At 73.2% G+C, this 24,403-nt stretch carries 19 protein-coding genes; 1 reads left to right on the top strand and 18 read right to left on the bottom strand.

Features of this window, described 5'->3' with window-relative positions:
- Positions 1-132: 132 nt before the first annotated feature.
- From ACFXOZ_RS14875 to nrdR, 15 genes are all read right to left on the bottom strand, one after another.
- Positions 133-1,860 (bottom strand): DUF4153 domain-containing protein, encoded by a 1,728-nt coding sequence (locus tag ACFXOZ_RS14875; protein ID WP_380590499.1) that lies wholly within the window; start codon positions 1,858-1,860, stop codon positions 133-135.
- Positions 1,861-2,091: 231 nt separating this feature from the next.
- A complete protein-coding gene (locus tag ACFXOZ_RS14870) occupies positions 2,092-2,982 on the bottom strand; it encodes a carbohydrate ABC transporter permease (RefSeq protein WP_380526516.1) in 891 nt (296 codons plus the stop codon).
- Positions 2,983-3,032: 50 nt separating this feature from the next.
- Entirely contained in the window at positions 3,033-4,055 is a 1,023-nt protein-coding gene (locus ACFXOZ_RS14865; protein ID WP_380590496.1) for a carbohydrate ABC transporter permease, read from the bottom strand.
- Between the two features lie 265 nt (positions 4,056-4,320).
- On the bottom strand, positions 4,321-5,706 hold the full coding sequence (locus ACFXOZ_RS14860) for an ABC transporter substrate-binding protein (RefSeq protein ID WP_380590493.1): 1,386 nt from the start codon (positions 5,704-5,706) through the stop codon (positions 4,321-4,323).
- A 312-nt stretch (positions 5,707-6,018) separates the two neighbouring features.
- Positions 6,019-7,239 (bottom strand): cytochrome P450, encoded by a 1,221-nt coding sequence (locus ACFXOZ_RS14855; protein ID WP_375889336.1) that lies wholly within the window; start codon positions 7,237-7,239, stop codon positions 6,019-6,021.
- Between the two features lie 161 nt (positions 7,240-7,400).
- Complete coding sequence (locus ACFXOZ_RS14850; RefSeq protein WP_375889338.1) at positions 7,401-8,639, bottom strand: cytochrome P450; 1,239 nt, start codon at positions 8,637-8,639, stop codon at positions 7,401-7,403.
- Positions 8,636-9,337, bottom strand: a complete 702-nt coding sequence (locus tag ACFXOZ_RS14845) for an ATP/GTP-binding protein (RefSeq protein WP_380526512.1) — start codon at positions 9,335-9,337, stop codon at positions 8,636-8,638. Before ACFXOZ_RS14845 ends, ACFXOZ_RS14850 begins: the two co-directional genes overlap by 4 nt.
- On the bottom strand, positions 9,318-9,686 hold the full coding sequence (locus ACFXOZ_RS14840; RefSeq protein ID WP_375889341.1) for a DUF742 domain-containing protein: 369 nt from the start codon (positions 9,684-9,686) through the stop codon (positions 9,318-9,320). Before ACFXOZ_RS14840 ends, ACFXOZ_RS14845 begins: the two co-directional genes overlap by 20 nt.
- The gene (locus ACFXOZ_RS14835; protein WP_375889342.1) at positions 9,683-10,129 is read right to left on the bottom strand and encodes a roadblock/LC7 domain-containing protein; all 447 of its coding nucleotides are present in this window, start codon (positions 10,127-10,129) and stop codon (positions 9,683-9,685) included. The genes ACFXOZ_RS14840 and ACFXOZ_RS14835 overlap by 4 nt, the downstream gene beginning before the upstream one ends.
- Positions 10,129-11,949: a sensor histidine kinase gene (locus ACFXOZ_RS14830; protein WP_380590490.1), complete on the bottom strand. Its 1,821-nt coding sequence runs from the start codon at positions 11,947-11,949 to the stop codon at positions 10,129-10,131. Before ACFXOZ_RS14830 ends, ACFXOZ_RS14835 begins: the two co-directional genes overlap by 1 nt.
- Positions 11,950-12,211: 262 nt before the next feature.
- Entirely contained in the window at positions 12,212-12,775 is a 564-nt protein-coding gene (locus tag ACFXOZ_RS14825) for a Clp protease N-terminal domain-containing protein (protein WP_380590487.1), read from the bottom strand.
- A 3-nt stretch (positions 12,776-12,778) separates the two neighbouring features.
- Positions 12,779-13,015: an RNA polymerase subunit sigma-70 gene (locus ACFXOZ_RS14820; RefSeq protein WP_350513675.1), complete on the bottom strand. Its 237-nt coding sequence runs from the start codon at positions 13,013-13,015 to the stop codon at positions 12,779-12,781.
- 85 nt (positions 13,016-13,100) lie between these two features.
- Positions 13,101-13,862 (bottom strand): SDR family oxidoreductase, encoded by a 762-nt coding sequence (locus ACFXOZ_RS14815; protein ID WP_380590484.1) that lies wholly within the window; start codon positions 13,860-13,862, stop codon positions 13,101-13,103.
- 176 nt (positions 13,863-14,038) lie between these two features.
- A complete protein-coding gene (locus ACFXOZ_RS14810; RefSeq protein WP_380590481.1) occupies positions 14,039-16,942 on the bottom strand; it encodes a vitamin B12-dependent ribonucleotide reductase in 2,904 nt (967 codons plus the stop codon).
- A gap of 238 nt (positions 16,943-17,180) precedes the next feature.
- On the bottom strand, positions 17,181-17,678 hold the full coding sequence (gene nrdR / locus ACFXOZ_RS14805; protein WP_360237507.1) for a transcriptional regulator NrdR: 498 nt from the start codon (positions 17,676-17,678) through the stop codon (positions 17,181-17,183).
- Positions 17,679-18,207: 529 nt separating this feature from the next.
- Here nrdR and lexA point away from each other — a divergent pair.
- Positions 18,208-18,903, top strand: coding sequence for a transcriptional repressor LexA (gene lexA, locus ACFXOZ_RS14800; protein ID WP_350507843.1), 696 nt, complete (start codon positions 18,208-18,210; stop codon positions 18,901-18,903).
- Between the two features lie 108 nt (positions 18,904-19,011).
- Here the strand turns inward: lexA and ACFXOZ_RS14795 are convergent, their stop codons facing one another.
- Genes ACFXOZ_RS14795 through ACFXOZ_RS14785 form a run of 3 tightly spaced genes read right to left on the bottom strand, consistent with a single transcriptional unit; the run spans position 19,012 to position 24,397 of the window.
- The gene (locus tag ACFXOZ_RS14795; RefSeq protein ID WP_380590478.1) at positions 19,012-21,141 is read right to left on the bottom strand and encodes an ATP-dependent DNA helicase; all 2,130 of its coding nucleotides are present in this window, start codon (positions 21,139-21,141) and stop codon (positions 19,012-19,014) included.
- 12 nt (positions 21,142-21,153) lie between these two features.
- Positions 21,154-22,989, bottom strand: a complete 1,836-nt coding sequence (locus ACFXOZ_RS14790; protein WP_380590475.1) for an IucA/IucC family protein — start codon at positions 22,987-22,989, stop codon at positions 21,154-21,156.
- Positions 22,967-24,397, bottom strand: coding sequence for a lysine N(6)-hydroxylase/L-ornithine N(5)-oxygenase family protein (locus tag ACFXOZ_RS14785; RefSeq protein ID WP_380526497.1), 1,431 nt, complete (start codon positions 24,395-24,397; stop codon positions 22,967-22,969). Before ACFXOZ_RS14785 ends, ACFXOZ_RS14790 begins: the two co-directional genes overlap by 23 nt.
- Between the last annotated feature and the right edge of the window lie 6 nt (positions 24,398-24,403).

Raw genomic sequence — 24,403 nt, 5'->3', positions numbered from 1 at the left:
GGGGCACCGGAACCGCCGAGGGGCACCGGAACCGCCGCAGGGCACGGAACCGCCGAGGGCCGGCCGGGAGCAGCACGCTCCCGGCCGGCCCCGCGGCGTTCCCAGCCGCCCCCGGCCCGGGCCCGGCGGCCGCTACCAGCCCCGCTCGGACGCCAGCCCGGCCCACTCGCAGGGCCCCCGCCCCGACCGCGGCCCCTCCACCAACGGCCGTTCGGCCAGCACCTGCCGCGCCCCGGTGACCGAGCCGCCGGCCGCGTACCAGGGCCGGGTGTCCCGGTCGAGGTCGCGTCGGATCAGTTGCAGCGCGCAGGACCGCTGCGGCTCGGGCAGCCGGTCCAGGGCGGGCACCGCGTCGGCCGAGAGGTCGCGGACGTTGCGCAGGTCGATCTGCTGCGACCGTTCGTACCGGGCCACGTTCTGCTCCGCGACGATCGCGTCCGGCCCCATCAGCCCGTAGACGGCGACGGTGAGCATCCCGCTGAGGACTACGGCGCGCGGCAGCCAGCCCCCGCCCCGGCGGGTGAGCCCGGCGGCCAGCAGCAGCAGGAACACGGCGCCCAGCCAGATCTCGACCACCAGCACCCACAGCCGCAGCGTGGTCAGCCCGGAGGCGTCCACGTAGAACCACATCCGGCCGAGCGCCGAGGCGACCACGGCCAGCGCGAGCAGGCAGAGCAGTCCGAGCAGGATCCGGGCCAGCCGGCGGTCACTCGGGGTGGTGCGCGGCGCCCAGCGCTTGGCGACGGCCACCACGACCAGGGTCAGCACGGTGATCACGCTCAGCTGCCAGAAGCCCTGCCGGGCGTACGCGGAGCGGCTCATCCCGGTGTTGGCCAGCACGGCGTCCGCGCCGCCGAGCACCATGACCGCCTGGATCACCGCGAAGGCGCCGAACAGCAGGTCGAGCGCGACCAGCGGCAGCGCCCACTCCAGCCGTCGCCGTTCGCGGCCCGGGCGGACCTCCAGCCGGTCCCAGCGGCGCGGCCCGGCGGCGATGTGCGCGAAGCCGAGGGCGGTGAGCGTGCCGAGCCCGAACAGGGTGCCGCGCCCCGGCAGCTGGTGGACGTCGAAGCTGGGGACCAGGCCGGCCAGCAGGTCCGCCATGGCGGCGTCGGCGCCGGCGAACAGCAGGCCGAAGACGGTCAGCAGGACGGCGGCGACGGCGAGCGCCTTGAGCACCGGGACGAGCCGTCCGGCTCCCGGCAGCGGGCGGCCCTCCAGGCTTTCCCAGATCCAGCTCAGCCCCGGGATCAGCTGCCAGACCAGGGCGGGCAGGGCGAGCAGCACCCCCGGCCAGCGGCGCCCGCCGTGCAGGGCGAGCGAGGCCAGTCCCAGCGCACAGCCGGAGGCGAGCAGGGCGGGCCAGCCCGCGTCCCAGCGGGCCGGGACGGCGAGCAGGGCGAGGGCCAGCAGGCTCCAGGCGAGCGTCCAGGGCCGGATCCGGCGGCCGGCGGTTCGGGCGACCAGGCCGGCGACGCCGGCCGTGGCGGCGCCGCAGATCAGCAGGTTGGCGCCGATCCCGTCGTACAGCAGCCAGGCCGTCAGCAGTCCGGCGAGCACGGCGAGCAGGAGGACCCGGGGGGTGGCGGCCGCGTGCCGCTCGGGGTCGGTGGCGCGCAGCCGGCCGGGCTGCGGGGGCACGGGTGCGTCCGGCGCGCGGTGCGGGGCGCCGGGCCGGTACATGTCGAACGGCGAGTCCGGGGCGGCTTGCGCGTCCGGCTCGGCCGACGGGCCGTACTCGGCCGACAGGCTGTGCTCGACCGACGGGCTGTGGCCGGCCGACAGGCTGTGGCCGGCCGACGGGCCGTGCTCGGCTCCGGGCTGCGGATCGGTCGGGGCAGGCGTGGACGGGCCTGGCATGAGTCCCCCTCGGTGGTCGGCGGGCATGCGGAAGCCGTCCTCCGGGCGGTCCGCGGGGCGGGCGTACTCGACGCCTCCCGCAGCCGACTGTAGACGATTCTGAACAAGTTCAAAAGTTGGTTCTGAACGCGTTCAGAAGAGCCCGGAGGGCCGCCACCCCGGCGCCCGCCACAGCCGGACCCGAGCCGGACCCGAGCCGAACCCGAGCCGGGCCGGGCCGGGCCGTCCGCCCTACCCCTTGACCGAACCCGCCAGCAGTCCGCGGACGAAGTACCGCTGGAGGGCGAAGAAGACGATCAGCGGCACGATGATCGACAGGAACGCCCCCGCCGTGAGCAGCTCCCAACGCCCGCCCAGCGACCCGGACAGCTGTGCCAGCCGGACCGTCATCGGCGCCACCTCCGGTGTGCCGCCGGCGAAGGTGAGCGCGACCAGCAGGTCGTTCCAGACCCAGAGGAACTGGAAGATCGCGAACGAGGCCAGCGCCGGGGCGCACAGTGGCAGCACGATCGAACGGAAGATCTTGAAGTGCGAGGCTCCGTCCACCACCGCCGCCTCCATCAGGTCGCGCGGCAGCTGGGCGATGAAGTTGTGCAGCAGGAACACCGCCAGCGGCATCGCGAACATGGTGTGCGCCAGCCAGACCGGCGCGTAGCTGCCCTTGAGGTCCACCGCCGGGATCAGCGTCAGCGCCCCCAGGTGCGCACCGCCGGAGAACAGCCGCAGCAGCGGGATCAGCGCCATCTGGAGCGGCACCACCTGGAGCGCGAACACCGTGAAGAACACCGCGTCGCTCCCCCGGAACCGCACCCACGCCAGCGCGTACGCCGCCATCGCCGCGAGCACCAGCGGGAAGAGGGTGGCCGGGATGCTGATCGCCAGCGAGTTCACCAGGAAGGGCAGCAGGCCGGTGGAGCCGCCGGAGCCGCCCTCGAACAGCACCGTGTGGTAGTTGCCGAGGCCGAAGTCCGGGTGGAGCAGGGCGTTCCACCAGCCGTCCTTCGTCACGTCCTGCTTGGGGCGCAGCGAGGTCACCAGCAGGCCGAGGGTCGGGACCGTCCAGAGCACCGTCACGGCGATCACGAACAGCGAGGCCAGGGGGCTGCTGAAAGCCTTCCGCACGGGGCTCCCCCCGACCGGACGGCGGCTGACGGCTTTCGCCTCAGGAATGCTCACCGCACCTCACGCTCCCTCCGCAGCTGGACGATGTTGTAGGCCACCAGCGGCAGCACCGCGAGGAACAGCAGGACCGCGAGGGCGCCGCCCCGCCCGTCGTCGAACTGCGCGAAGGACTGCGTGTACATCTCGTTGGCCAGCACCTGGGTGCCGAAGTTGCCGCCGGTCATGGTGCGGACGATGTCGAAGGCCTTCAAAGTGATGATCATGACCGTGGTCAGGACGACCATCACCGTGGTGCGGATCATCGGCACGGTGACGTGCCAGAACAGCCTCACCCCGGTCGCACCGTCGAGCCGGGCCGCCTCCACCACCTCGTCCGGGATCGCCTTGATCGCCGCCGAGAGCACCACCATCGCGAAGCCGGTCTGCACCCAGACCATCACCGCCATCAGCAGGAAGGTGTTCAGCGGCTGGCTGAGCAGCCAGTTCGGCGGGTCCGACCAGCCCACCGCGTGGGCGAGCTGGCTGAGCAGGCCGATCTGCGGCTGGTCCTTGCCGCGCGCCTCGTAGACGAACTTGAAGATGATCGAGGCGCCCACCAGTGAGATCGCCATCGGCATGAAGATCAGCGACTTGTAGACCGACTGGCCGCGCATCCGGTCCACCAGCAGGGCCAGCACCAGGCCCAGACCGGTCGCCACCAGCGGCGCGACCACCAGCCACAGCAGGGTGTTGAGCAGCACCTTCCGCACCGATTCGGTGGTGAACGCCCAGCCGAAGTTCTCAGCGCCGACGAAGGTGCTGCCGTCCGGGCCGTGCAGGCTCAGGTAGACCGTGCGGATCAGCGGCACCACCAGGCCGACCGCCAGCAGCAGCACCGCCGGGCCGAGGAGGACCAGGACGGCCAGCGGGCGGGCCAGCCGGCCCCGGGCGCGCCCGGCGACCAGGAAGACCACCAGCAGGACGCCGAGGAAGCCCGCGATCGCGCCGAAGCTGTTGCCGAACTTGATCGCCGCGTCGCCCCAGGCGCCGACGGCCAGGGAGTCGGCGGCCGGCGGGGAGCCGGTTACGGGCATGGCTGCACGTCCCTTCGGTTCGTCCAGCGGGAAGGGGAAGCGGGTCGGGAAGCAGGGTCGGGAAGCAGGGTCGGGGAGCAGGTCAGGGGAGCAGGTGAGAGAGGAGGAGGGGCGGGCGGTGCGGGTGGGTGGCCCCGCACCGCCCTCGGCGGGTGGTCCCGGACGCCGGCCGGGCGGGCTGCTCCGGCGGCCGCTCGGTCGGCTGCCCTGCCAGCTGCTCAGTCAGCTGTTCAGTCAGCTGCTCGGTCGGCGGCCGCTCGGGCGGCTACTTCGGCCAGGCGGCGTCGATGTCGGCGGCGACCTTCTGGATCGACTGCCCCTCGGCGAACCAGGCGGTCAGCGACGTCCACTCCTGCCCGGAGCCGATGGCCGCCGGCATCATGTCGGAGGCGTCGAAGCGGAAGGTGGCGCTCGGGTCGGTCAGCGCCTCCGCGGAGAGCTTGTCGATCGGGTCGGTGTAGAGGCTCTTGTCCACGCCCTGGTTGGCCGAGACCCAGCCGGTCGCGGTCCTCACCCGGCTGCTCGCCCAGTCCGCACTGGACAGGTAGTTCTGCACCGCCTGCGCCTCGGGCTTGCTGGAGAAGGCGGCCAGGAACTCGCCGCCGCCCTCGACCGGGTTGGCGATCGACGGGTTGACGGCGGGCAGGTGGAAGGCGAAGACGTCGCCGTCCGGGGCGACCTTGGTGCCCTTGGGCCACTGCGCCTCGTAGAAGGAGGCCTGCTGGAGCATCGCGCACTTGCCGGTGAGGATCGGCGCGCCCGCGTCCTGGAACGTGGTGGTGGCGATCGACTTGACGCCGCCGTAGCCGCCGTTGACCCAGGCCGGGTTCTGCATCCAGTCGGCGACCGTCCGCATCGCCGTGGCGATCTTCTCGTCGGAGAACTTCACCTGGTGGCCGACCCACTGGTCGTACACCTCACCGCCGTACGTGCCCAGCACCACCTCCTCCAGCCAGTCGGTGGCCGGCCAGCCGGTGGCCGTGCCGGAGGCGATGCCCCCGCACCAGGGCTTGGGACCGCCCGCCTTAGCGATCCGGTCGCTGAGCGCCATGAGGTCCGCCCAGGTCTTCGGCACCTCGTAGCCGGCCGCCTTGAAGGTCTTCGGCGAGTACCAGACCAGGGACTTCATGTTGGCGCTCATCGGCGCCGCGTAGAAGGTACCGTCGACCGAGCCGTAGGTCTTCCAGACCGGGCTCCACTTGCCCTGGTTGGCGACGGTCTCAGCGGGCGGCTTGACCACCTTGCCGCTCTTCACCATCTGCGCCAGCAGGCCCGGCTGGGGGATGATCGCGAAGTCCGGGGCGTTGCCGCCGGCCACCCGGACCGGCAGCTGGGACTCGAAGTCGTTGGACCCCTCGTAGCTGATCTTGATCCCGGTGCACGAGCTGAACTCGGCCCAGGACTTCTCCAGGTTGTCCGACTCCGGGCTGAGGATCGAGGCGAACATCGTCACCGTGGTGCCCGAATGCCCTGCGTACGGCTGGTACTTGGCGCAGTCACCGGTCAGCGTCCGGGCCGCCCCGTCGCCGCCGCCCGAACCGCCGGAGCTGTTCGAGCAGGCCGCGGTCAGGGCCAGCGCCGCCAGCAGAGCGGATACGGCCAGCGGTCGACGGCGCGAACTCGCGTACGGCGCGGTCGGGTTGAAGGTCAATGCGGTCCTCCTCGCCAGGGCATGCTGCCTCGGGTGGGCTGAACGACATTGCGCTGTACCGGAGATGGGCGTGCAGGGATCGCTGGGCGAGCGGGCGGCCGAACCGATTCGACGACGTTAACGCAGCCTTCCGCCGCCGCCAAGGTCCATGGTCGACCTTCCCCACACCGGTGCCCCGATCATCACGTCCGAAACCGGCGAACGCCCGCGGCCCCGCCCGGAATCCGGACGGGGCCGCTCATCTGACGTACTGTCAACACGCTTCGGCCAGGCCGGTCGGGCCGGTCGGGCCGGTCGGGCCGGTCGGGCCGGTCACCAGAGCCGGACGGGCAGCTCCCGCAGGCTGTTCACCACCAGCGACGGGCTCGGCCGCAGCTCGCCGTCCGGCACCGCCGGAGCCAGCCCGGGGAAGCGCTCGAACAGCGCCGGCAGCGCGACCGCCGCCTCCAGCCGGGCCAGCGGCGAGCCGGGGCAGACGTGCGGACCGTGGCCGAAGGACAGGTGCCGGGTCGGGTCCCGGGTGATGTCGAACAGCTCCGCCGTCACCCCGTGCTGCAACGGGTCCCGGCCGATCGCGTTGTACGAGACCAGCACCGGGTCGCCCGCCGGGATCACCAGCTCGCCGACCTCGATCGGCTCGGCGGCGAAGCGGAACAGGAAGTTGCTGGTCGGCGGGGTCCAGCGGAGCGACTCCTCGACCACCGCGTCCCAGGAGACCTCGCCCGCGCGCACCAGCGCCAGCTGGTCCGGGTGCGCCAGCAGCGCCCGCACCGCGTTGCCGATCAGGTTGACGGTGGTCTCGTGGCCGGCCGCGATGATCACCCGCAGGGTGGCCGCCGCCTCCGCGTCGGTGAGCGCCCCGCCCTCGGTGTCCGCCGCCAGCAGCACGCTCGCCAGGTCCTCGCCCGGCGCCGAACGGCGCTGCGCCACCAGGCCGTTGACGAAGGCGTTCAGCCCGGCGACGGTCGCCTGGATGCCCTCCGGGTCGGGCTTGACCCCGAAGAACCGCTCGTACAGGTCGCGCAGCAGGCCGTGGTCCGACTCCGGGACGCCCAGCAGCGAGCAGATCACCGTCATCGGCAGCGGGAAGGCGAAGGCCGATTTGAGGTCGACCAGCGGCTCCCCGGCCGCCAGGGCGTCCAGCAGCGCGTGGGTGATCTCCTCCACCCGCGGGCGCATCAGCTCGACCCGGCGCGGGGTGAAGGCCTGGGCGACCAGCGCCCGCAGTCGGCGGTGCTCGGCACCGTCCGTGGTCACCATGCTCGGGCCCGGCACCGCCAGGCCGATCAGCGGCCAGGTCTTCGGCACCTCACCGCGCTGGTAGGCCGCCCAGTGCCGGGCGTCCTTGACCAGCCGGGCGTCGGTCAGCAGGTCGCGCGCGGCCGCGTGCCGGGTCACCGCCCAGGCGGCGACCCCGCCGGGCAGCACGACCGGCACCGCCGGACCGGCGGCCCGCAGCAGGGCACCCTCGGCGGCGTTGTCGCGGGCCAACGGGTCGAGGGCGATCGGGGCCGGGGCCGGGGCAGCGGTCATCGGCGGCAACTCTCCTTGACGTAAAGGTTCTTCGAACGGTTGTGCACGTCCTGTGGATCCTGACCCGCCCGACCAAGATCCGCAAGGCCTCGCCGGGGCCCGTCCTCGAACGCCCCGCGGGCGGGAGTCGGAAGACGGGCCCTCGGCACATCGGACGGAACCTAGTACCCCGGGCTGAACGAGACCGGCAGCGCGACCAGTCCGCGCACCCAGGCCGAGGGCCGCCACACCAGGGCGTGCTCGGCCACCGCCAGCCGCAGGTCCGGCAGCCGGTCCAGCAGCACCTCGATCGCGGTGGTGGCGATCACCTCGGCCGCCTCCTGGGCCGGGAACGGGCAGCCGTGCTCGCCGTACGAGTAGCTCATGTGCGCCCGGTTCCCCTCGGCCGGACGGCCGTCGGGTCGGCGCACCGACGGATCCGCGTTGGCCCCGGCGAAACCCAGCAGCAGCATGTCGCCCTCGGCGATCCGCTGGCCGCCGAGCTGGGTGTCCCGCACCGCCCAGCGGCCGGCGAAGATCTGGGTCGGGGTGTCCTCCCAGAGCGCCTCGTTGAGGGCCTGGCTGATGCTGCGCCGGCCGCCGGCCAGCGAGGCCGCGAAACGCTCGTCGGTGAGCATCAGCCGCAAGGTGTTGGAGATCCAGTACGAACTGGGCTGGTGACCGGCGATCAGCAGCACCCGCAGGTCGCGCATCACCTCGTCGTGGGTCAGCCCCGCCGGGTGCTCCAGCATCCGCGAGGCCACGTCGGCCCCCGGGTGCTCGGACTTCTCCTCCACCAGCGCGAGCATCAGCTCCAGCAGCCGCTGGGCGCCGGCCGGGGCGTCCGCACCGCCGTCCAGCATGGCCAGCAGCGCCGCGATCAGCTGCGGCGCCTGCTCCTCGTCCAGACCGAGGACCCGGCACAGCACCAGCAGCGGCATCCGGTGCGCGTACTCGGCGACCAGGTCGGCCTCGCCGCGCCCGGCGAACTCGTCGATCAGCCCGTCGGCGATCTCCTCGGCGTGCTTGCGCAGCTCGTACGGGTCGATCCCGGCCAGCGCGTCGGTGACCGCCCGGGAGCGCCGGACGTGCTCCTCGCCCTCCGCGTACAGGATCGACGGCACCGGGGCCATCATCGGCTTCAACGGCCAGTCCGCGGGCAGCGTCCGCCACGCGTGCCAGCGGCTGGAGTCCCGGCCGAACAACTGCGGCTGGCCGGTGACCTGCTGGAGCTCCCGGTAGCCGATGACCAGCCACGCGGGCACGCCGCCGGCCAGCTCGACCGGGGCGACCGGGCCGTGCGCGGCGCGCAGCTCGCGGTAGAGCTGGGCCGGGTCGGTCTGGAAGCGCGGCCCGTACAGCGGCGTGGCGCCGGCGTGCGCCGGGCAGCCCGGGGGCGGGGTGACGGCGGGCTCGGTCACGGGGTGCTCTCCTCGTAGATCGCGTCGGGTGCTCCGGGTCCGGCCAGCGCGGCCGCGTCCGCCCCGGCGAGGGCGGCCAGGTGGTGGACCAGCTCGATCAGCACCTGCTTGCCGGACTCCCGGTCACGGGCGTCGCAGTCCACCAGCGGAACCTCCGGCGGCAGGTCCAGCGCCTCCCGAACCTGCTCCAGGGTGTGGCCGGGCTCGCCGAAGTTGTTGCGGGCCACGACGAACGGCGTGCCGTGGTGCTCCAGCCGGTCGATCGCGTACCAGGAGTCCTCCAGCCGCCGGGTGTCCACCAGCACGACCGCCCCCAGCGCACCGCTGAACAGCCGGTCCCAGAGGAACCAGAAGCGCTCCTGCCCGGGCGCGCCGAACAGGTACAGCACCTGGCGCTCCGACAGGGTGATCCGGCCGAAGTCGAAGGCGACGGTGGTGGAGCGCTTGCCCCAGCTGCCCGCCGGGTCGATGCCCTCCCCCGCCCGGGTCATCACCTCCTCGGTGTTCAGCGGGCGGATCTCGCTGACCGAGCCGACCAACGTGGTCTTGCCCACCCCGAACCCGCCGACCACGACGATCTTCAACGCGTTGTCGGCGGTCGCCCGCAGCGGGGTGCGCCCCACGGGCCGGAGGTCCTGGACGTCCGGGACGTCCTGGACATCCTGGAGGTCCTGGAGGTCAGAGCCGTTGGAGGCCATGCAGCACCTGCTTCAACGTGTCGAGATCGGGCAGCCGGGCCTTGTTCGGCGCGAACCTGGGGTGCCGGGCGGTGACCGCCCCGGCCTCCAGCAGGTCGCCGAGCAGGATCTTCACCACCGAGACCGGCAGCTGCAGCTCCGCCGCCACCTCCACCACGGCGGTCGGGGCCTCGCACATCCGCAGGATCCGGACGTGCTCCGACTGCATCCCCGGCGCCGGCTGCCGCTCCGCGACGATCAGGGTGACCAGGTCGAAGGCGACCGAAGGGGCGCGGCTGCGGCCCCCGGTGATGGTGTAGAGGCGGTCCGGGTCGTCGTCCCGACCCGGCAGCACGGGCCCGGCGTTCATATCCCGGCGCTCTCGCCCGCGGCGTCCGCGCCGGGTTCCGCGTCCGCCTCCCGGGCGGGCGCGCTGAGGTGGACGCCGATCTGCTCGATCAGGCCGTGCATGTTGTGGCCGACCACGCCCACGTCCGCCTCGTCGTCCGTGACCACCGCGAGGTGCGCGCCCTCACCGGCCGCCACGATGCACAGGATGCCGCCGTGGAACTCGGTCATCGACTGCCGCACGCCGCCGCTGCCGTCCCCGAACTCGATCGAGGCGCCGTGCGCCAGGCTCTGCAGTCCGGAGGCGATCGCCGACAGCTGGTCGGCCTGGTCGGCGCTCAGCCCGGCGGTGTGGCAGAGCTTGAGGCCGTCGGCGGACAGCACCAGGGCGTGCCGGCTGCCGGGGGTGGCCGCCAGCAGGTTTTCCAACAGCCAGTCGAGGTCGCGGTCGGTGGCGCTGCTCATCAGGAGTCCTTCTCGGTGACGGGGGAAGCGTCGGGCGTGGTCTCGGTGTCGGTGTCCGCGGTCGGCGCCGCCCCGGGGGCGGGCAGCGCCGGCTGGGCGGCCCGGCGGAAGGCCCCGAACCGGGCGGCGGCGCGCACCGCGTCGGTCCGTACGGGCTTCGCGGCCGGGGCCGTCGCCGGGGTGGTGGTGGCCATCGTCTGGCCGCGGCGGCGCTGCGGCAGGCCGCTGTCGGTCATCCGGGTCGGCCCGGACGGGGTCTGGGCGGGGGCGGCAGCCGCCGGGACGGCGTGTGCTGCGACGGCGTGGGCCGGGGCAGCAGGTGCCGGGACGACAGGTACCGGGACGGCCACGGCGGGCGGGGTCGAGGCAGTCGGGTTCGAGGCAGCCGGGGTCGAGGCGAGCAGCAGCGAGGCGGGCACCGGGCGGGCGGGGGTGAGCGCCGGGCGCACGGACTCCACGGCCGGCGCGGACGCCGTCACGGGCGCGGCCGCCGGGGCGGGCGTCGGAACCAGGTGGGTGACCACCTGCTGCGGGATCAGCATCACCACCCCGGTACCGCCGCGGGCCGACGGCCGGAAGGAGATCTGCAGCCCGTGCTTGCGCGCCAGCACGCCGACCACCGCGAGGCCCAGCCGGGTACCGGCGGACAGCGTGGCGAGGTCCAGCGGCTCGGCGGAGACGGCCCGTTCGGCCCGGCGCAGCCAACTGTCGCTCAGGCCCAGCCCGCTGTCCTCGACGGTCACCGCCAGACCGGCCGGCACCTCCTCGACGTAGACGTGCACCTCGGCCGGCGGAGCGGAGAAGTTGGTGGCGTTGTCCAGCAGTTCGGCCAGCGCGTGCATCACGCCTTCGGCCGCGAAGCCGGCCACCGCGGCGGTGCTGGCGTTGTGCAGCCGGACCCGCTGGTAGGCGCCGATCCGGCCGAGCGCACCGCGCAGTACCGACTCCACCGCGATCGGCTTGGCCCAGCGGCGGCCGGAGCGGGCGCCGGTGAGCACCGCGATGCTGTCCGCCATCCGGCCCGCCTGGGCGGTCGAGTGGTCCAGCCGCAGCAGGTCGCCGAGGACCTCCTCGTCGTGCCGGTGCTGCATCTCGCGCAGTTCGGCGTGCATGCTCGTGGCCAGCGCCTGGACCCGGCCGGCGGCGGTCGCGCAGACCGCGAGCGCGGCGGCCCGCAGGCGCTCGCCGCGGCCGACCTCCTCGCCGACCGCGCGCAGCAGCGCGTACTGGGGGTGCTTGCGGTGGGCGGCCAGCGCGCTGTCCACGGACGCGCCCCCGCGGAGCTTCTCCACCACCTCGGGCAGGACGCCCTCGGGGATCCGCTCCAGTTCGGCCCGCTCGTCGGCGGCCCGCTCCCGCTCCGCCCCGGCCGCGGCCCGCTCGGCCTCCAGCCGGGCCCCCAGCCGGGCCAGTTCGGCGTGCGCGGCGGTGAGGTCCGCCTCGACCCGGGCGTGCTCGGCGCGGGCGGCGTCCCGTTCGGCGAACGCGGCGGCGGCCCGGTCCTGGGCGGCCGTCTCGGCCTGCCGGGCGGTTCCGGCGGCGACCAGCGCGGCCCGGGTCTCCCCGTGCTGGACGGCCAGGTCGTCGGTCAGCCGGCGGGCGCGCTCGGCGCCGCTCGCGGCCAGGCCGACCACGATCAGCCAGAGCACCGCCACGGCGGCCACCGCGAGCGCGGTGAGCGGTTGGTGCGCGCCCAGGGCCCGGCTGACGCCGACCGGCGCGGCGACCAGCGCCAGCAGCACGGCGGCCGCGGTCAGGGCGACGGTGCGCGGCGCGGAGCGGCGGCGCGGCCGACCGTCGGGGCTGGTGGCTTCTCTCATCGGGGCGGTCCTCGGCAACGTCGGCGGGCGGCGGCGCGGGCGGCGGGTCGGCGACGGTTGCGGCCGCCGACAGCTGGTCGGGCGCATACCAGACCGCCCGGTGGCGTCGCGAAACGCCTCCGGGCGGCTGATCGGTTCACGCTTTCGGCCGATCATATCGATTCAGACATTGGCCTCAACCCGCTAGTTGACGGTCAATCTCCTTCATTCACGCCGAGTACACCGCACGGCGACACCTTCCACCCCTTCCCGGCACCGCCGCTCAGGCCAGTTCCGCCTCCACCGCCTGCCGCACGGCGGCCGTGTCCAGCCCGTGGTCGGCGACCACCAGCACCCCGAGCCCCTCCCCCTCGCGGAGCACCCCGAGCAGCAGGTGGCCCACCCCGATCTCCTTCGACCCCAGGCGCAGCGACTCCCGCAGGGAGAGCTCCAGCGCCTTCTTCGCCGGGGTCGAGAACCGGATGTGCCCGGCCGTCGAGCCACCGGAGCGGAACCGGCCCCAGCGCTTGCGCCCCTCCTCCGGCGGGGCGTCCAGCGCCCCCTCCCCGAAGGCCGCCTCGACCGCCTCCCGCACCGCGTCCAGGTCGACCCCGATCGTGGCCAGGACCTGCCGGTCCCCCTTCCCCCGCAGGCGCCGCACCGCCTGCCGCGCGGCCTCCTGGTCCAGGCCGGCCCCGATCAGGACGGACGCCGCCAGATCCTGCGACTGCTCCAGGACCCCCAGCAGGAGGTGCTCCGTCCCGACCCGGTCGTCCCGCAGCTGCCTCGCCTCCTCCTGGGCGACGACCACGACCCTCCGGGCCTCCTGGGTGAACCGTTCGAACATCGCTCAGCCTCCGTCCTCGCCCTTGCCGGGCCCCCGTCGTGCGTGCTTCTTGTGGACCGCCTGCCTGGTCACCCCGAGGCAGACCGCGATGTCCTGCCAGGACCAGCCCTGCGACCGGGCGTTGCCCACCTGGAGGGCCTCCAGACGGTCCGCCAGATCACGCAGGGCGCGGACCGCCCGGAGCCCCACGGCGGGGTCACGACTGCTCGCGGCGGCCGCGAGCTCTCCGCTCTCGCTCATGACGTCAACTCTGGTTGACACCCTCGGGAATGTCAACCCTGGTTGACAACTGCGTGGCAGTTCGGCCGAGCGGCGGGCCCGCGGCTCAGCCGAACCGCCGCGCCAACGCCTCCTCGAAGGTCCCCCGCCCCACCGCCCGCTCCGGCGTCGTCAGCCCACCCGCCCGCAGGGCCCGCCCCACCGCCCCCGGCACCCGCAGCGGCAGCACCGGCCGCCGCCGACCCGCCGCCCGCAGGTACGCCTCCGCCAGCTCCCGGTACGACCGCACCCGCGGCCCGCCCACCTCCGGCGCGAACCCGGCCGGCTCCCGCCCCACCAGCTCCACCAGCCGCTCCGCCACCTCCCGGACGTCCACCGGCTGCACCCCGGCGCCGCTCACCACCGGGAACACCGGCAGCCGCGCGCTCAGGTCGAAGGCCTTGAACAGCAGGTCGTGGAACTGCGTCGCCCGCAGCACCGTCCACCCCAGCCCCGACTCCCGCACCACCCGCTCGCAGTCGAGCTTCGCCCGGTAGTACCCGAGCGGCACCCGGTCGATCCCCACGATCGACACGTACACCAGGTGCCGCACCCCGGCCCGCCGGGCCTGCGCCACCAGCCGCCCGACCCCCGCCACGTCCTTCCGCCCCTGCGTGGTCGCGCAGTCCAGCACCGTCTCCACCCCGGCCACGGCCGCCGCGATCCCGGCCCCGCCCACCAGGTCCCCGACCACCCACTCGACCCCGTCACCCGCCGCCCGCGCCCGACGGCTCAGCCCCCGCACCGTCACCCCGCGCGCCACCAGCAGCCGCACCACCTCCCGCCCCAACGTCCCCGTCGCCCCGGTCACCAGCACCGTCCCCGTCACCGCACCACTCCTCTCACCGAACGCCGAGCACCCGCGCACCCGTACACCCCCTACGACCGACCACCACCCCCATCCGTGACATCGGCGCCCCGGGACAACGAGAAGAGGCGGGGCGAGGACGTGAAGTCCTCGCCCCGCCTCAGCGGTTGCTCACCCGCGCGGGGTCAGCGCTGCGGTCAGCTGCAGCCGCTGGTGGAGCCGCAGCCCTCGCAGAGGTAGCAGCTGCCGGCGCGGCGCATCTTGGTGCCGCAGGAGAAGCAGAGCGGCGCGTCGGCGTTGAGGCCGAGCTGGATCTCCATCAGCTCCGTCGAGTTGTGGGCCTGCTTCGGCGCCGCCTTGGGCGCCTCGACGGCCGGGGCGGGGGCCGGGGCCGGGGCCGGCTTGGCCGCGGCGACCGGGGCGGACTGGGCGAGGGACTCGGTGTCGAGCTCCTCGGCCTCCAGCGGCTCGTAGGAGCCGGTCTCCAGGTGGCGGGTGCGCTCCTCGACGGAGTGGATCCCCAGCGCCGAGCGGGTCTCGAACGGCAGGAAGTCCAGCGCCAGGCGGCGGAAGATGTAGTCGACGATCGACTGGGCCATCCGCACGTCCGGGTCGTCGGTCAGGCCGGCCGGCTCGAAGCGCATGTTGGTGAACTTCGAGACGTAGGTCTCCAGCGGCACGCCGTACTGGAGGCCGACCGAGACGGCGATGGAGAAGGCGTCCATCATGCCCGCGAGGGTCGAGCCCTGCTTGGACATCTTCAGGAAGACCTCGCCGAGGCCGTCGTCCGGGTAGGAGTTGGCGGTCATGTATCCCTCGGCGCCACCGACCGTGAAGGAGGTGGTGATGCCCGGGCGTCCCTTGGGCAGGCGCTTGCGGACGGGGCGGTACTCGACGACCTTCTCGACCACGGCGGCGGGGGCGGGGGCCTCCTCGGCCTTGGCCTCGGTCTCGGAGTCCTTCTTCTTGGCCGAGAGCGGCTGGCCGACCTTCGAGTTTTCGCGGTAGATGGCGAGCGCCTTGACGCCCATCTTCCACGCCTCGAAGTAGATCTCCTCGACGTCCTCGACGGTCGCCGTGGCGGGCATGTTCACGGTCTTGGAGATGGCGCCGGAGATCCACGGCTGGATCGCCGACATCATCCGCACGTGGCCCATCGGGGAGATGGAGCGCTCGCCCATCGCGCAGTCGAACACCTCGTAGTGCTCGGTCTTGAGGCCCGGCGCGTCCACCACGTTGCCGTGCTCGGCGATGTGGGCGACGACCGCCTCGATCTGCTCGTCCTGGTAGCCGAGGCGCTTGAGGGCGCGCGGGACGGTGCCGTTGACGATCTGCATCGAGCCGCCGCCGACGAGCTTCTTGAACTTGACCAGGGCGAGGTCGGGCTCGACGCCGGTGGTGTCGCAGTCCATCATCAGGCCGATGGTGCCGGTCGGGGCGAGGACCGAGGCCTGGGCGTTGCGGAAGCCGTTCTGCGCGCCGATGCGCAGCACGTCCTGCCAGGACTTGTTGGCCCGGAGCCAGACCGGGGCGTCCAGGTCGTCGAAGGAGACGGCGTCCAGGGAGGCGTCGGCGTGCTGCTTCATGACCCGCTGGTGGGCGGTGGCGTTGCGGGCGTAGCCGTCGTACGGGCCGACGACGCCGGCGAGTTCGGCGCCGCGGCGGTAGGCGGTGCCGGTCATCAGCGAGGTGATGGCGCCGGCCAGGGCGCGGCCGCCGTCGCTGTCGTAGGCGTGGCCGGTGGCCATCAGCAGGGCGCCGAGGTTGGCGTAGCCGATGCCGAGCTGGCGGTAGGCGCGGGTGGTCTCGCCGATCTTCTCGGTGGGGAAGTCGGCGAAGCAGATGGAGATGTCCATCGCGGTGATGACCAGCTCGACGACCTTGGCGAACCGCTCCGCGTCGAACGAGTCGTCGTCGCGCAGGAACTTCATCAGGTTCAGCGAGGCCAGGTTGCAGCTGGAGTTGTCCAGGTGCATGTACTCCGAGCACGGGTTGGAGGCGTTGATGCGTCCGGACTCGGGGCAGGTGTGCCACTGGTTGATGGTGGAGTCGTACTGGATGCCGGGGTCGGCGCAGGCCCAGGCGGCCTCGGCCATCTTGCGGAACAGCTTCTTGGCGTCGACGGTCTCGATGACCTCGCCGGTCATCCGGGCGCGCAGGCCGAATTCGGTGCCGTTCTCGACGGCGGTCATGAATTCGTCGTTGACGCGGACCGAGTTGTTGGCGTTCTGGTACTGGACGGACGTGATGTCGTCGCCGCCGAGGTCCATGTCGAAGCCCGCGTCGCGCAGGGCGCGGATCTTCTCCTCCTCCTTCACCTTGGTCTCGATGAAGGCCTCGACGTCCGGGTGGTCGACGTCCAGGACGACCATCTTGGCCGCGCGCCGGGTGGCGCCGCCGGACTTGATGGTGCCGGCGGAGGCGTCGGCGCCGCGCATGAAGGAGACCGGGCCGGAGGCGTTGCCGCCGGAGGAGAGCAGCTCCTTGGAGGAGCGGATCCGGGAGAGGTTGAGGCCGGCGCCGGAGCCGCCCTTGAAGATCATGCCCTCTTCCTTGTACCAGTCGAGGATCGACTCCATGGAGTCGTCGACGGACAGGATGAAGCAGGCGCTGACCTGCTGGGGCTGCTTGGTGCCGACGTTGAACCAGACCGGCGAGTTGAAGCTGAACACCTGGTGGAGGAGGGCGTGGGTCAGCTCGTGCTCGAAGGTCTCGGCGTCGTCCTTGGTGGCGAAGTAGCCGTGCTTCTCGCCGGCCGCGCGGTAGGTGAGCACCACGCGGTCGATGATCTGCTTGAGGCTCCACTCGCGCTGGGGGGTGCCGACGGCGCCGCGGAAGTACTTGGACGTGACGATGTTGACGGCGTTGACCGACCAGAAGTCGGGGAACTCGACGCCGCGCTGCTCGAAGTTGATGGAGCCGTCACGCCAGTTGGTCATGACGACGTCGCGCCGCTCCCAGCTGACCTCGTCGTACGGGTGCACGCCAGGGGTGGTGTGGATGCGCTCGATCCGGAGACCGCCCTTGGGGGCCTTGGCACCCTTGGTCACGGCCTTCTCGGACTTCGACCCGCGTGCGGAACCGCTCGTGGTGTCTGTCACTTCTCGCTCCTCCTCCTGGGCAAACGCCCGAAGTGCCCCGAAAAATCCGGGCACCGCTGGTTCGTTCTTCCGGTGTGCGGGCAGACGGGACCCCGTCCGCTTACGCACGGTTTGTAGTGTTCTGTGCCCCGTTTTCGGGCACGCGTGGGCCCACGCGGGGCCGGTGTGGTGCTACCGGCCCACGGGGGCCGCATGGTGGTGGCTCCTGGGCGGGCCCGCATGGGGCCCGGCGCGCCTCCTAGGGCGCGGCGGCGGGAACGGGCACGCAGGTGCCGTCCGCCTCGGGGGCGGGCCGCTCGGCGCGGATCTCCGCGATGGCGGCCTCGAAGTCCTCGAGTCCGTCGTACGCCTGGTACACGCTGGCGAAGCGCAGGTAGGCGACCACGTCGAGGTCCCGCAGCGGGCCGAGTATGGCCAGCCCAACGTCGTGGGTGGTCAGCTCGGCGCTGCCGCTGGCCCGCACGCACTCCTCGACCCGCTGGCCGAGCTGGGCGAGGGCGTCCTCGGTGACCGGGCGGCCCTGGCAGGCCTTGCGGACTCCGGTGATGACCTTCTGCCGGGAGAACGGCTCGGTGACGCCACTGCGCTTGATGACCATCAGCGCGGCCGTCTCCACGGTGGTGAAACGGCGACCGCAGTCCGGGCACTGTCGACGACGGCGAATGCAGCTGCCGTCCTCGGTGGTCCGACTGTCGACGACGCGGCTGTCGGAGTGCCGGCAGAAGGGGCAGTGCACCTGGGGATCCCTCCCTGGCAGGACGTGCGGACCGGTTGAGTCTATGCGATGCGCCCCCGCCTTCGGCAAGCTGATCATGCGGCGCGACCACTAGTACTGGGCACGGAGAGGACTCTAGCCACTACATCTAGGTCTCGGGGGGAGGTGACACCCCTGGCGTGTCGGCGCCGATTAGACTTCCGGAGTCGACATCCGGTCGAACATTTACTCGATGTACAACAAAGCCTTGATCGAGTCAGTCAACTCCCGAATAATTCACTCGAACGTGTGTTTGGCGCAACCTTTCGATAGGAGGCGCGTTGGGTTGGAAAAGGGGAGAGGACAGCCGTCGAGAGGGGCCGCCGTGAACACCGTCGAAACCAACACCATCCCGGTGCAGGAACACTCCCAGTTCAAGGTGGGGCAGCGCACCACGAATCAGCAGAGCGTGGACATCAGCATGGACCGCAGCGAAGACCACCGCCTCTCCGGCCCGGCCGTTTCCACCACGGGCCGCGTCCCCGACCAGCCGATCGAGCACTCCCCCACCATGGACGACACCCATCCCTCCCCGGCCCGCTCGATGCCCGGCCGCCCCCCCGGCATCCGCACCGACGAGGCCGGCCTCACCGAGCGCCAGCGCCGGGTGATCGAGGTCATCCGCGACTCCGTCCAGCGCCGCGGCTACCCGCCGTCCATGCGCGAGATCGGCCAGGCCGTCGGCCTGTCCAGCACCTCCTCGGTCGCCCACCAGCTGATGGCCCTGGAGCGCAAGGGCTTCCTGCGCCGCGACCCGCACCGCCCGCGCGCCTACGAGGTCCGCGGCGTCGAGGTGGCCCGCCCCAACACCGCCGAGACGGCCGGGCGGCCCTCCACCTCCTACGTGCCGCTGGTCGGCCGGATCGCGGCCGGTGGTCCGATCCTGGCCGAGCAGACGGTCGAGGACGTCTTCCCGCTGCCCCGCCAGCTGGTCGGCGAGGGCGAGCTGTTCGCCCTCACCGTGCGCGGCGACTCGATGATCGAGGCGGCCATCTGCGACGGCGACTGGGTCACGGTGCGCCGCCAGCCGGTCGCCGAGAACGGCGACATCGTGGCCGCCATGATCGACGGCGAGGCCACCGTCAAGCGGCTCAAGCGCGAGGACGGCCGGATCTGGCTGATGCCGCACAACCCGGCCTACGAGCCGATCAACGGCGACAACGCCACCATCCTGGGCAAGGTGGTCGCGGTCCTGCGCCGCCTCTGACGGCGGCACCCGGCCGCCACCGCGAGCGGTCGGCACGACGACGGGAAGGGGCTCCACCGCGTCAGCGGGGAGCCCCTCCGTCCGTCCTGCGCCACGCGCCGGGGCCGCTCAGCCCCGCTGCACCACCGGCCGCACCGGCGCCGCCGAGGCGTCGATCGCCGCCAGCGAGCGCCGCACCTGGTTGCGGTCCGTGGTGTACCAGAACTCCGGCATCGAGGACCGGAAGAAGCCCCCGTACCGCTTGGTCTCCACCCGCGGGTCGAGCACCGCGACCACGCCCCGGTCCTCCGCCGCGCGCACCAGCCGGCCCGCGCCCTGTGCCATCAGCAGCGCCGCGTGGGTCGCCGCGACCGCCATGAAGCCGTTCCCGCCGTGCTGTTCGACGTCCTTCTGGCGGGCGCTCATCAGCGGGTCGTCCGGCCGCGGGAAGGGGATCCGGTCCATCACGACCAGCTGGCAGGCCGAGCCGGGCACGTCCACGCCCTGCCAGAGCGAGAGGGTGCCGAACAGGCAGGTGGTGGCGTCCGAGGCGAACTCGCGGATCAACTCGCCGAGGGTGTCCTCCCCCTGGAGCAGGATCCGGTGGTCGAGCCGCTCCCGCATCGCCTCGGCAGCGGCCTGGGCGCCGCGCATCGAGGAGAACAGGCCCAGGGTGCGCCCGCCGGCCGCTTCGACCAGCTCGGCCAACTCGTCCAGCATGTCGGGCCGTTCGGGGTCGCGCCCGGGGTCCGCGAGGTGCTTGGCCACGTACAGGATGCCCTGCTTGGGGTACTTGAACGGCGAGCCGACGTCGATGCCCCGCCAGTGCGGGACGGCGTCCTCGCCGAAGCCGGAGCCGGCCTCCGGGTTGTCACCGGGGGTGCGCCGGTCCGGCAGCCTGGTCTCCTTGGGCAGGCCGAGCGAGCCGGCCACGCCGTTGAAGTCCCCGCCGAGCTTGAGGGTCGCCGAGGTCAGGACGACCGAGCGCTCCTTGTACAGGCCCTCGCGCAGCAGCCCGGACACGCTCAGCGGCGCGACCCGCAGCGAGGCGGTGCCCAGCCCGTAGCGGTCGCTGCGCTCGATCCAGACCACGTCGTACTCGGAGCCCTCCAGCAGCCGGTCGGCCGTCTCGTGCAGGGTCTCGGCCGAGGCCATCGCCTGCTTGCGGACGGCGTCCTCGTCGCTGAGGCCCTTGTCCCGGGTCTCGCCGAGCGAGGTGATCACCTGCCGGGAGGCGTCCCGGATCGCGGTGACGGCGTAGGCCAAGTACTCGGGCAGTTCCTCGACCCGGCCGGGCTGAGCGGTCTCCATCAGGCCGTGGTAGTTCTCGGCGGCGGCCTGCAGCGCGTCCACGGCCTTCTCGTTGGCCAGCCGGGCGGCCCGCTTGACCGCCCGGTTGACGGCGCCGACGGTCAGCTCGGCGGTGGCCGCGCCGGTGACCCGGTTGACCAGCTCGTGCGCCTCGTCGACGATCAGCAGCCCGTGCTCGGGCAGCACCGGCGCGCCCTCGATCGCGTCGATCGCGAGCATCGCGTGGTTGGTGACCACGACGTCCGCGAGCTTGGCCCGCTCCCGGGCCTTCTCCGCGAAGCACTCCTGCCCGTACGCGCAGCGGGTCGCGCCCAGGCACTCCTTGGAGGTGACGGAGAGCTGCGCCCAGGCCTTGTCCGAGACGCCGGGGCTCATGTCGTCCCGGTCGCCGGTCTCGGTCTCGTCGGCCCAGTCGCGCAGCCGGAGCACGTCCTGGCCGAGCTTGCCGGTGGGGCCGCCGAGCGCGTCGACCGGGTCGAACAGGCCCTCGCCCTCCTCGCTCGGGGTGCCCTCGTTGGCCCGGTGCAGGCACAGGTAGTTGGAGCGGCCCTTGAGCATCGCGTACAGCGGGCGGCGGCGCAGCACCGGGTGCAGCGCCTCGACCGTGCGCGGCAAGTCCCGTTCCACCAGCTGGCGTTGCAGGGCCAGGGTGGCGGTGGCGACCACCACCCGGTCGCCGTGGGCGAGGGCCGGCACCAGGTAGGCGAGGGACTTGCCGGTGCCGGTGCCGGCCTGGACGAGCAGGTGCTCGGAGTGGTCGACGGCGTCGGCGACGGCCTCGGCCATCCGCATCTGGCCGGGGCGCTCCACACCGCCGACGGCCTCGACCGCGGCGTGCAGGAGCTCGGGAATCCGCGAGCGCGGGACGGCGACGGCTTCCTCGGCCGCGTCGCCGAGGTCCGTCGCCCGCTGGGATTCGGAGTCGTGGGATTCGGAGTCGTTCGTCATGACCCTTCCACCCTACGGGGCGGGGGTGACAATCCGATCCCGTTGTCCGGGGCGGGGGCCGGGCGGCCGCACCTCCACGCCGACCAGGGCGTTCGGCACGGTGCCGTGCCGGACGGCGTGCGGGCGGTGCGGGCGGTCCTGGTAGCCGTCCATGAGCAGCCGGTTGCGGTTGAGGCAGAGCCGGTCGATCCGGGGGCGGAACAGGTCGAACAGGTCGAAGCGCTCGCGCAGCTCGGGGAAGCGGGCCTGGTAGCGGTGGATCTCCGCGCGCAGCAGGGCCCAGAACTCGGTCTCGGCGAGGCCGGCCTGCGCCTCCAGCAGCGGGGCGAGGTAGCGGAAGACGCCGATGAACAGCCCGGAGTGGATGAACTGGCACAGCCCCTGGGGGTTCTCCCGCAGCAGCACCTCGGCGACCTCGGGGGGCAGCGCGCGCAGCTCGGGGAGGTCCTGGTCGCTGAGGTTGACGTCGTCGACGAAGTCCTTGACCGCGAGCCGGGTCGGGGTGCCGCGGTCGTCGAAGACCACGACGGCGTTCTCGCCGTGCGGGGAGAAGACCAGTCCGTAGCGGTAGAGGAAGTGCAGCAGCGGCGGCAGCAGCGCGGCGAACAGCCGGGCGGTCCACCCGGCGGGGGTGAGGCCGGAGCGGGCGATCAGTTCGACGGCGAGGGCGCGCCCGTCGGAGCCGCTCTGCAGCAGGGCGGCGAGGGTGCGGGCGCGCTCGTCGCCGGCCAGGAAGGGGCCGAGCGGTTCGCGCCAGATCGCGCCGAGCAGTTCCTTGTACTGGTACGGCGAGTCGGGCATCTCCCGGTAGAGCGGGTGGTCGACGGTGACGGAGGCGATCTCGCCGAGCAGGATCACCCGGCACTCGTCCCGCAGGTACGGGTCGGCGTCGCGCAGCCCGTGCAGCCAGGCGGTGACGGCGGGCGCGGCGAGGGTGCGTTCGACCGGCAGCCCGCGCCAGACCAGGGTGTTGAGGATGGACAGCGGCAGTTTGACGGTGCAGCGCTCGGGGTGGGCGGTGTTGAAGAAGGAGCGGATGGACTGCTGGGGCAGCCGTGGGTCGCCGTCCGAGGCCAGCGGGACGATCTCGCCGGAGGCGATCCAGGGCGCGAACAGCGGCAGGACCGTCTCGTCCCACTGCCAGGGGTGGACGGGCAGCAGCAGGTAGTCGTCGGCGTCGGCGCCGAGCGGGGCGCGCAGTGCGGCCTCGTCGTCCAGTTCGCGGGCGTACAGCTGCTCGGGGCGTTCCAGGCCGGGCACGCCGCGGTACTCGGCGAGCCGGCGGTGGACGGCGATCCAGGGCAGCGGCCGGGGGCTGCGGGCCTCCGGGGCCCAGCGGGCGGCGTCGGTGCCGGAGAAGCCGATCCGGCCCTTGCTGGGGACGATCCACGGGTGGCCGCCCTGCCGGCCCTCCAGGGCGGGGTGGTCGAGGTCGGCGAGCTCGGCGGCGGTGAGCGCGGTGGCGAGCTGGCGGGCGTCGGCGGTCAGCGTGGCGGACAGCTCGCGGACCAGGTGGGCGGTGGTGTCGCCGCGCATCCCGAGCGCGTCCCGGGCGTACGGGAGGAAGCGCAGCGGGTCCAGGCCGTCCGGGCGGGAGCAGCGGATCGACCCGGGGTCGACCTGCCAGCTGTCGTAGGCCCCGCGCCGGGCGGCGAAGCGGTACTCGGCCTCGGGGAGCTTCAGCAGGTACTCCCCGTCGAGGGGGCCCGGGACGGGCTTGAGCAGGTCCTCGTAGGCGAACTCGCCAAGCATCTTGGCCAGCAGGGCGCGGCCGGCCCGCTGCCAGTGCCCGGCGGTGAGGTGCGGGGGCAGGTAGAGCGGCGGTTCAGCGGCCGACGGTTGCGGCACGGGTCAGCTCCTGGGGGTGGGGGACGACGGGGGTCTGCTCGATCGGAGCGCCTACGGGCCCGGCCGCGGCCGGCGCCGCGGTCGACGCCCCGGGCGGCGCGAAGCCGGTCCAGGCGGTGCGGTCGGGCAGCCGGTGGACGGTCCGGCCGGTGACGGCGTTGAGGATGACGGCGGCCCGGTGGGCGCCGAGGCCGAGGTCGGGGGCGCCGACCCCGTGGGTGTGGAGTTCGGCGTTCTGGACGTAGAGGCCGCCGGTGAGCTCGGGCCGGGTGGCGACCCGGTGGTCGAGGTCGACCCGGTAGCGCCCGGTCTCGTCCCAGTCGATCAGGTGGGCGAGCGGTTCGAGCGCGGCCGGGCGGGCGGCGCGGTAGCCGGTGGCGAGCACCACGGCGTCGGTGCGCAGCACGTGTTCGGCGCCGGAGTCGGTGTGCCGGCAGTCCAGTTCGAGTCCGCCGCAGGGCCCGGGCCGGGCCGCGGTGACGGCGGTGCCGGGGGTGATCTCGACCGGGGCGGTGTCGATCGGGCGGCCGATGGTGCGCTCGTAGAGGTGGTCGTGGATCTCGGCGAGGGTCTCCGCGCTGGCGGCCTTGTGCAGCTGCCACTGGGCGGTGACCAGGGCGTCCCGGACCGGGCCGGGCAGGCCGTGGAAGTAGCGGGTGTAGTCGGGGGTGAAGTGTTCCAGGCCGAGCTTGGAGTACTCCATGGGGGCGAGCGCCCGGGTGCGGGTGAGCCAGCGCAGCCGGACGCCGTCGTCCTGGTGGCGGCGGAGCAGGTCGAGGAAGACCTCGGCGCCGGACTGTCCGCTGCCGACCACGGTGATGTCGCGGGCGTCCGCGAGCTCGGCCCGGCGGTCCAGGTACTCGGCGGAGTGGAAGGCCCGCGGGCGGTCGGCCAGGGCGGCGAAGGCCTCGGGGAGCACCGGCCGGGTGCCGACGCCGAGCGCGAGGTTGCGGGCCCGTACGGCGGTGCGCCGGCCGGTCGCGGTGTCGGTCAGCTCGGCCCGGAACAGCGGGCCGTCCCGGTGCAGGGCGGTGACCTCGGTGCCGAAGCGGCAGTTGGGCAGCCGGTCGGCGGCCCAGCGGCAGTAGTGGTCGTACTCGCGGCGGGGCAGCTGGAAGCGTTCGGCGAAGTAGAACGGGAACAGCCGGTCCTGGGCGCGCAGGTAGTTGAGGAAGGACCACGGGTTGGTCGGGTCGACGAGTGAGACGAGGTCGGCCAGGAAGGGCACCTGCATCCGGGCGCCGTCCACCAGCATGCCGTGGTGCCAGCGGAACTCGGGGCGCTGGTCGCAGAAGAGCGTGCGCAGCCCGGGTACCGGCTCGGCGAGGGCGGCGAGCGAGAGGTTGAACGGGCCGATGCCGACGCCGAGCAGGTCGTAGGGGGGTTCGTGGGGTGTCGAGGTGTCCACAGGGGT

It is taken from the genome of Kitasatospora sp. NPDC059160, assembly GCF_042755465.1.
Classification (GTDB): Bacteria; Actinomycetota; Actinomycetes; order Streptomycetales; family Streptomycetaceae; genus Kitasatospora.
The sequence above is the reverse complement of the archived record's forward strand: the minus strand, read 5'-3'. Positions and strand labels throughout refer to the sequence as shown.

Coding starts and splice junctions, on each gene's coding strand:
- ACFXOZ_RS14875 (WP_380590499.1), bottom strand. CDS start 1,860: ATGCCAGGCCCGTCCACGCCTGCCCCGACCGATCCGCAGCCCGGAGCC.
- ACFXOZ_RS14865 (WP_380590496.1), bottom strand. CDS start 4,055: ATGCCCGTAACCGGCTCCCCGCCGGCCGCCGACTCCCTGGCCGTCGGC.
- ACFXOZ_RS14855 (WP_375889336.1), bottom strand. CDS start 7,239: ATGACCGCTGCCCCGGCCCCGGCCCCGATCGCCCTCGACCCGTTGGCC.
- ACFXOZ_RS14845 (WP_380526512.1), bottom strand. CDS start 9,337: ATGGCCTCCAACGGCTCTGACCTCCAGGACCTCCAGGATGTCCAGGAC.
- ACFXOZ_RS14840 (WP_375889341.1), bottom strand. CDS start 9,686: ATGAACGCCGGGCCCGTGCTGCCGGGTCGGGACGACGACCCGGACCGC.
- ACFXOZ_RS14835 (WP_375889342.1), bottom strand. CDS start 10,129: ATGAGCAGCGCCACCGACCGCGACCTCGACTGGCTGTTGGAAAACCTG.
- ACFXOZ_RS14830 (WP_380590490.1), bottom strand. CDS start 11,949: ATGAGAGAAGCCACCAGCCCCGACGGTCGGCCGCGCCGCCGCTCCGCG.
- ACFXOZ_RS14825 (WP_380590487.1), bottom strand. CDS start 12,775: ATGTTCGAACGGTTCACCCAGGAGGCCCGGAGGGTCGTGGTCGTCGCC.
- ACFXOZ_RS14820 (WP_350513675.1), bottom strand. CDS start 13,015: ATGAGCGAGAGCGGAGAGCTCGCGGCCGCCGCGAGCAGTCGTGACCCC.
- lexA (WP_350507843.1), top strand. CDS start 18,208: ATGGACGACACCCATCCCTCCCCGGCCCGCTCGATGCCCGGCCGCCCC.
- ACFXOZ_RS14795 (WP_380590478.1), bottom strand. CDS start 21,141: ATGACGAACGACTCCGAATCCCACGACTCCGAATCCCAGCGGGCGACG.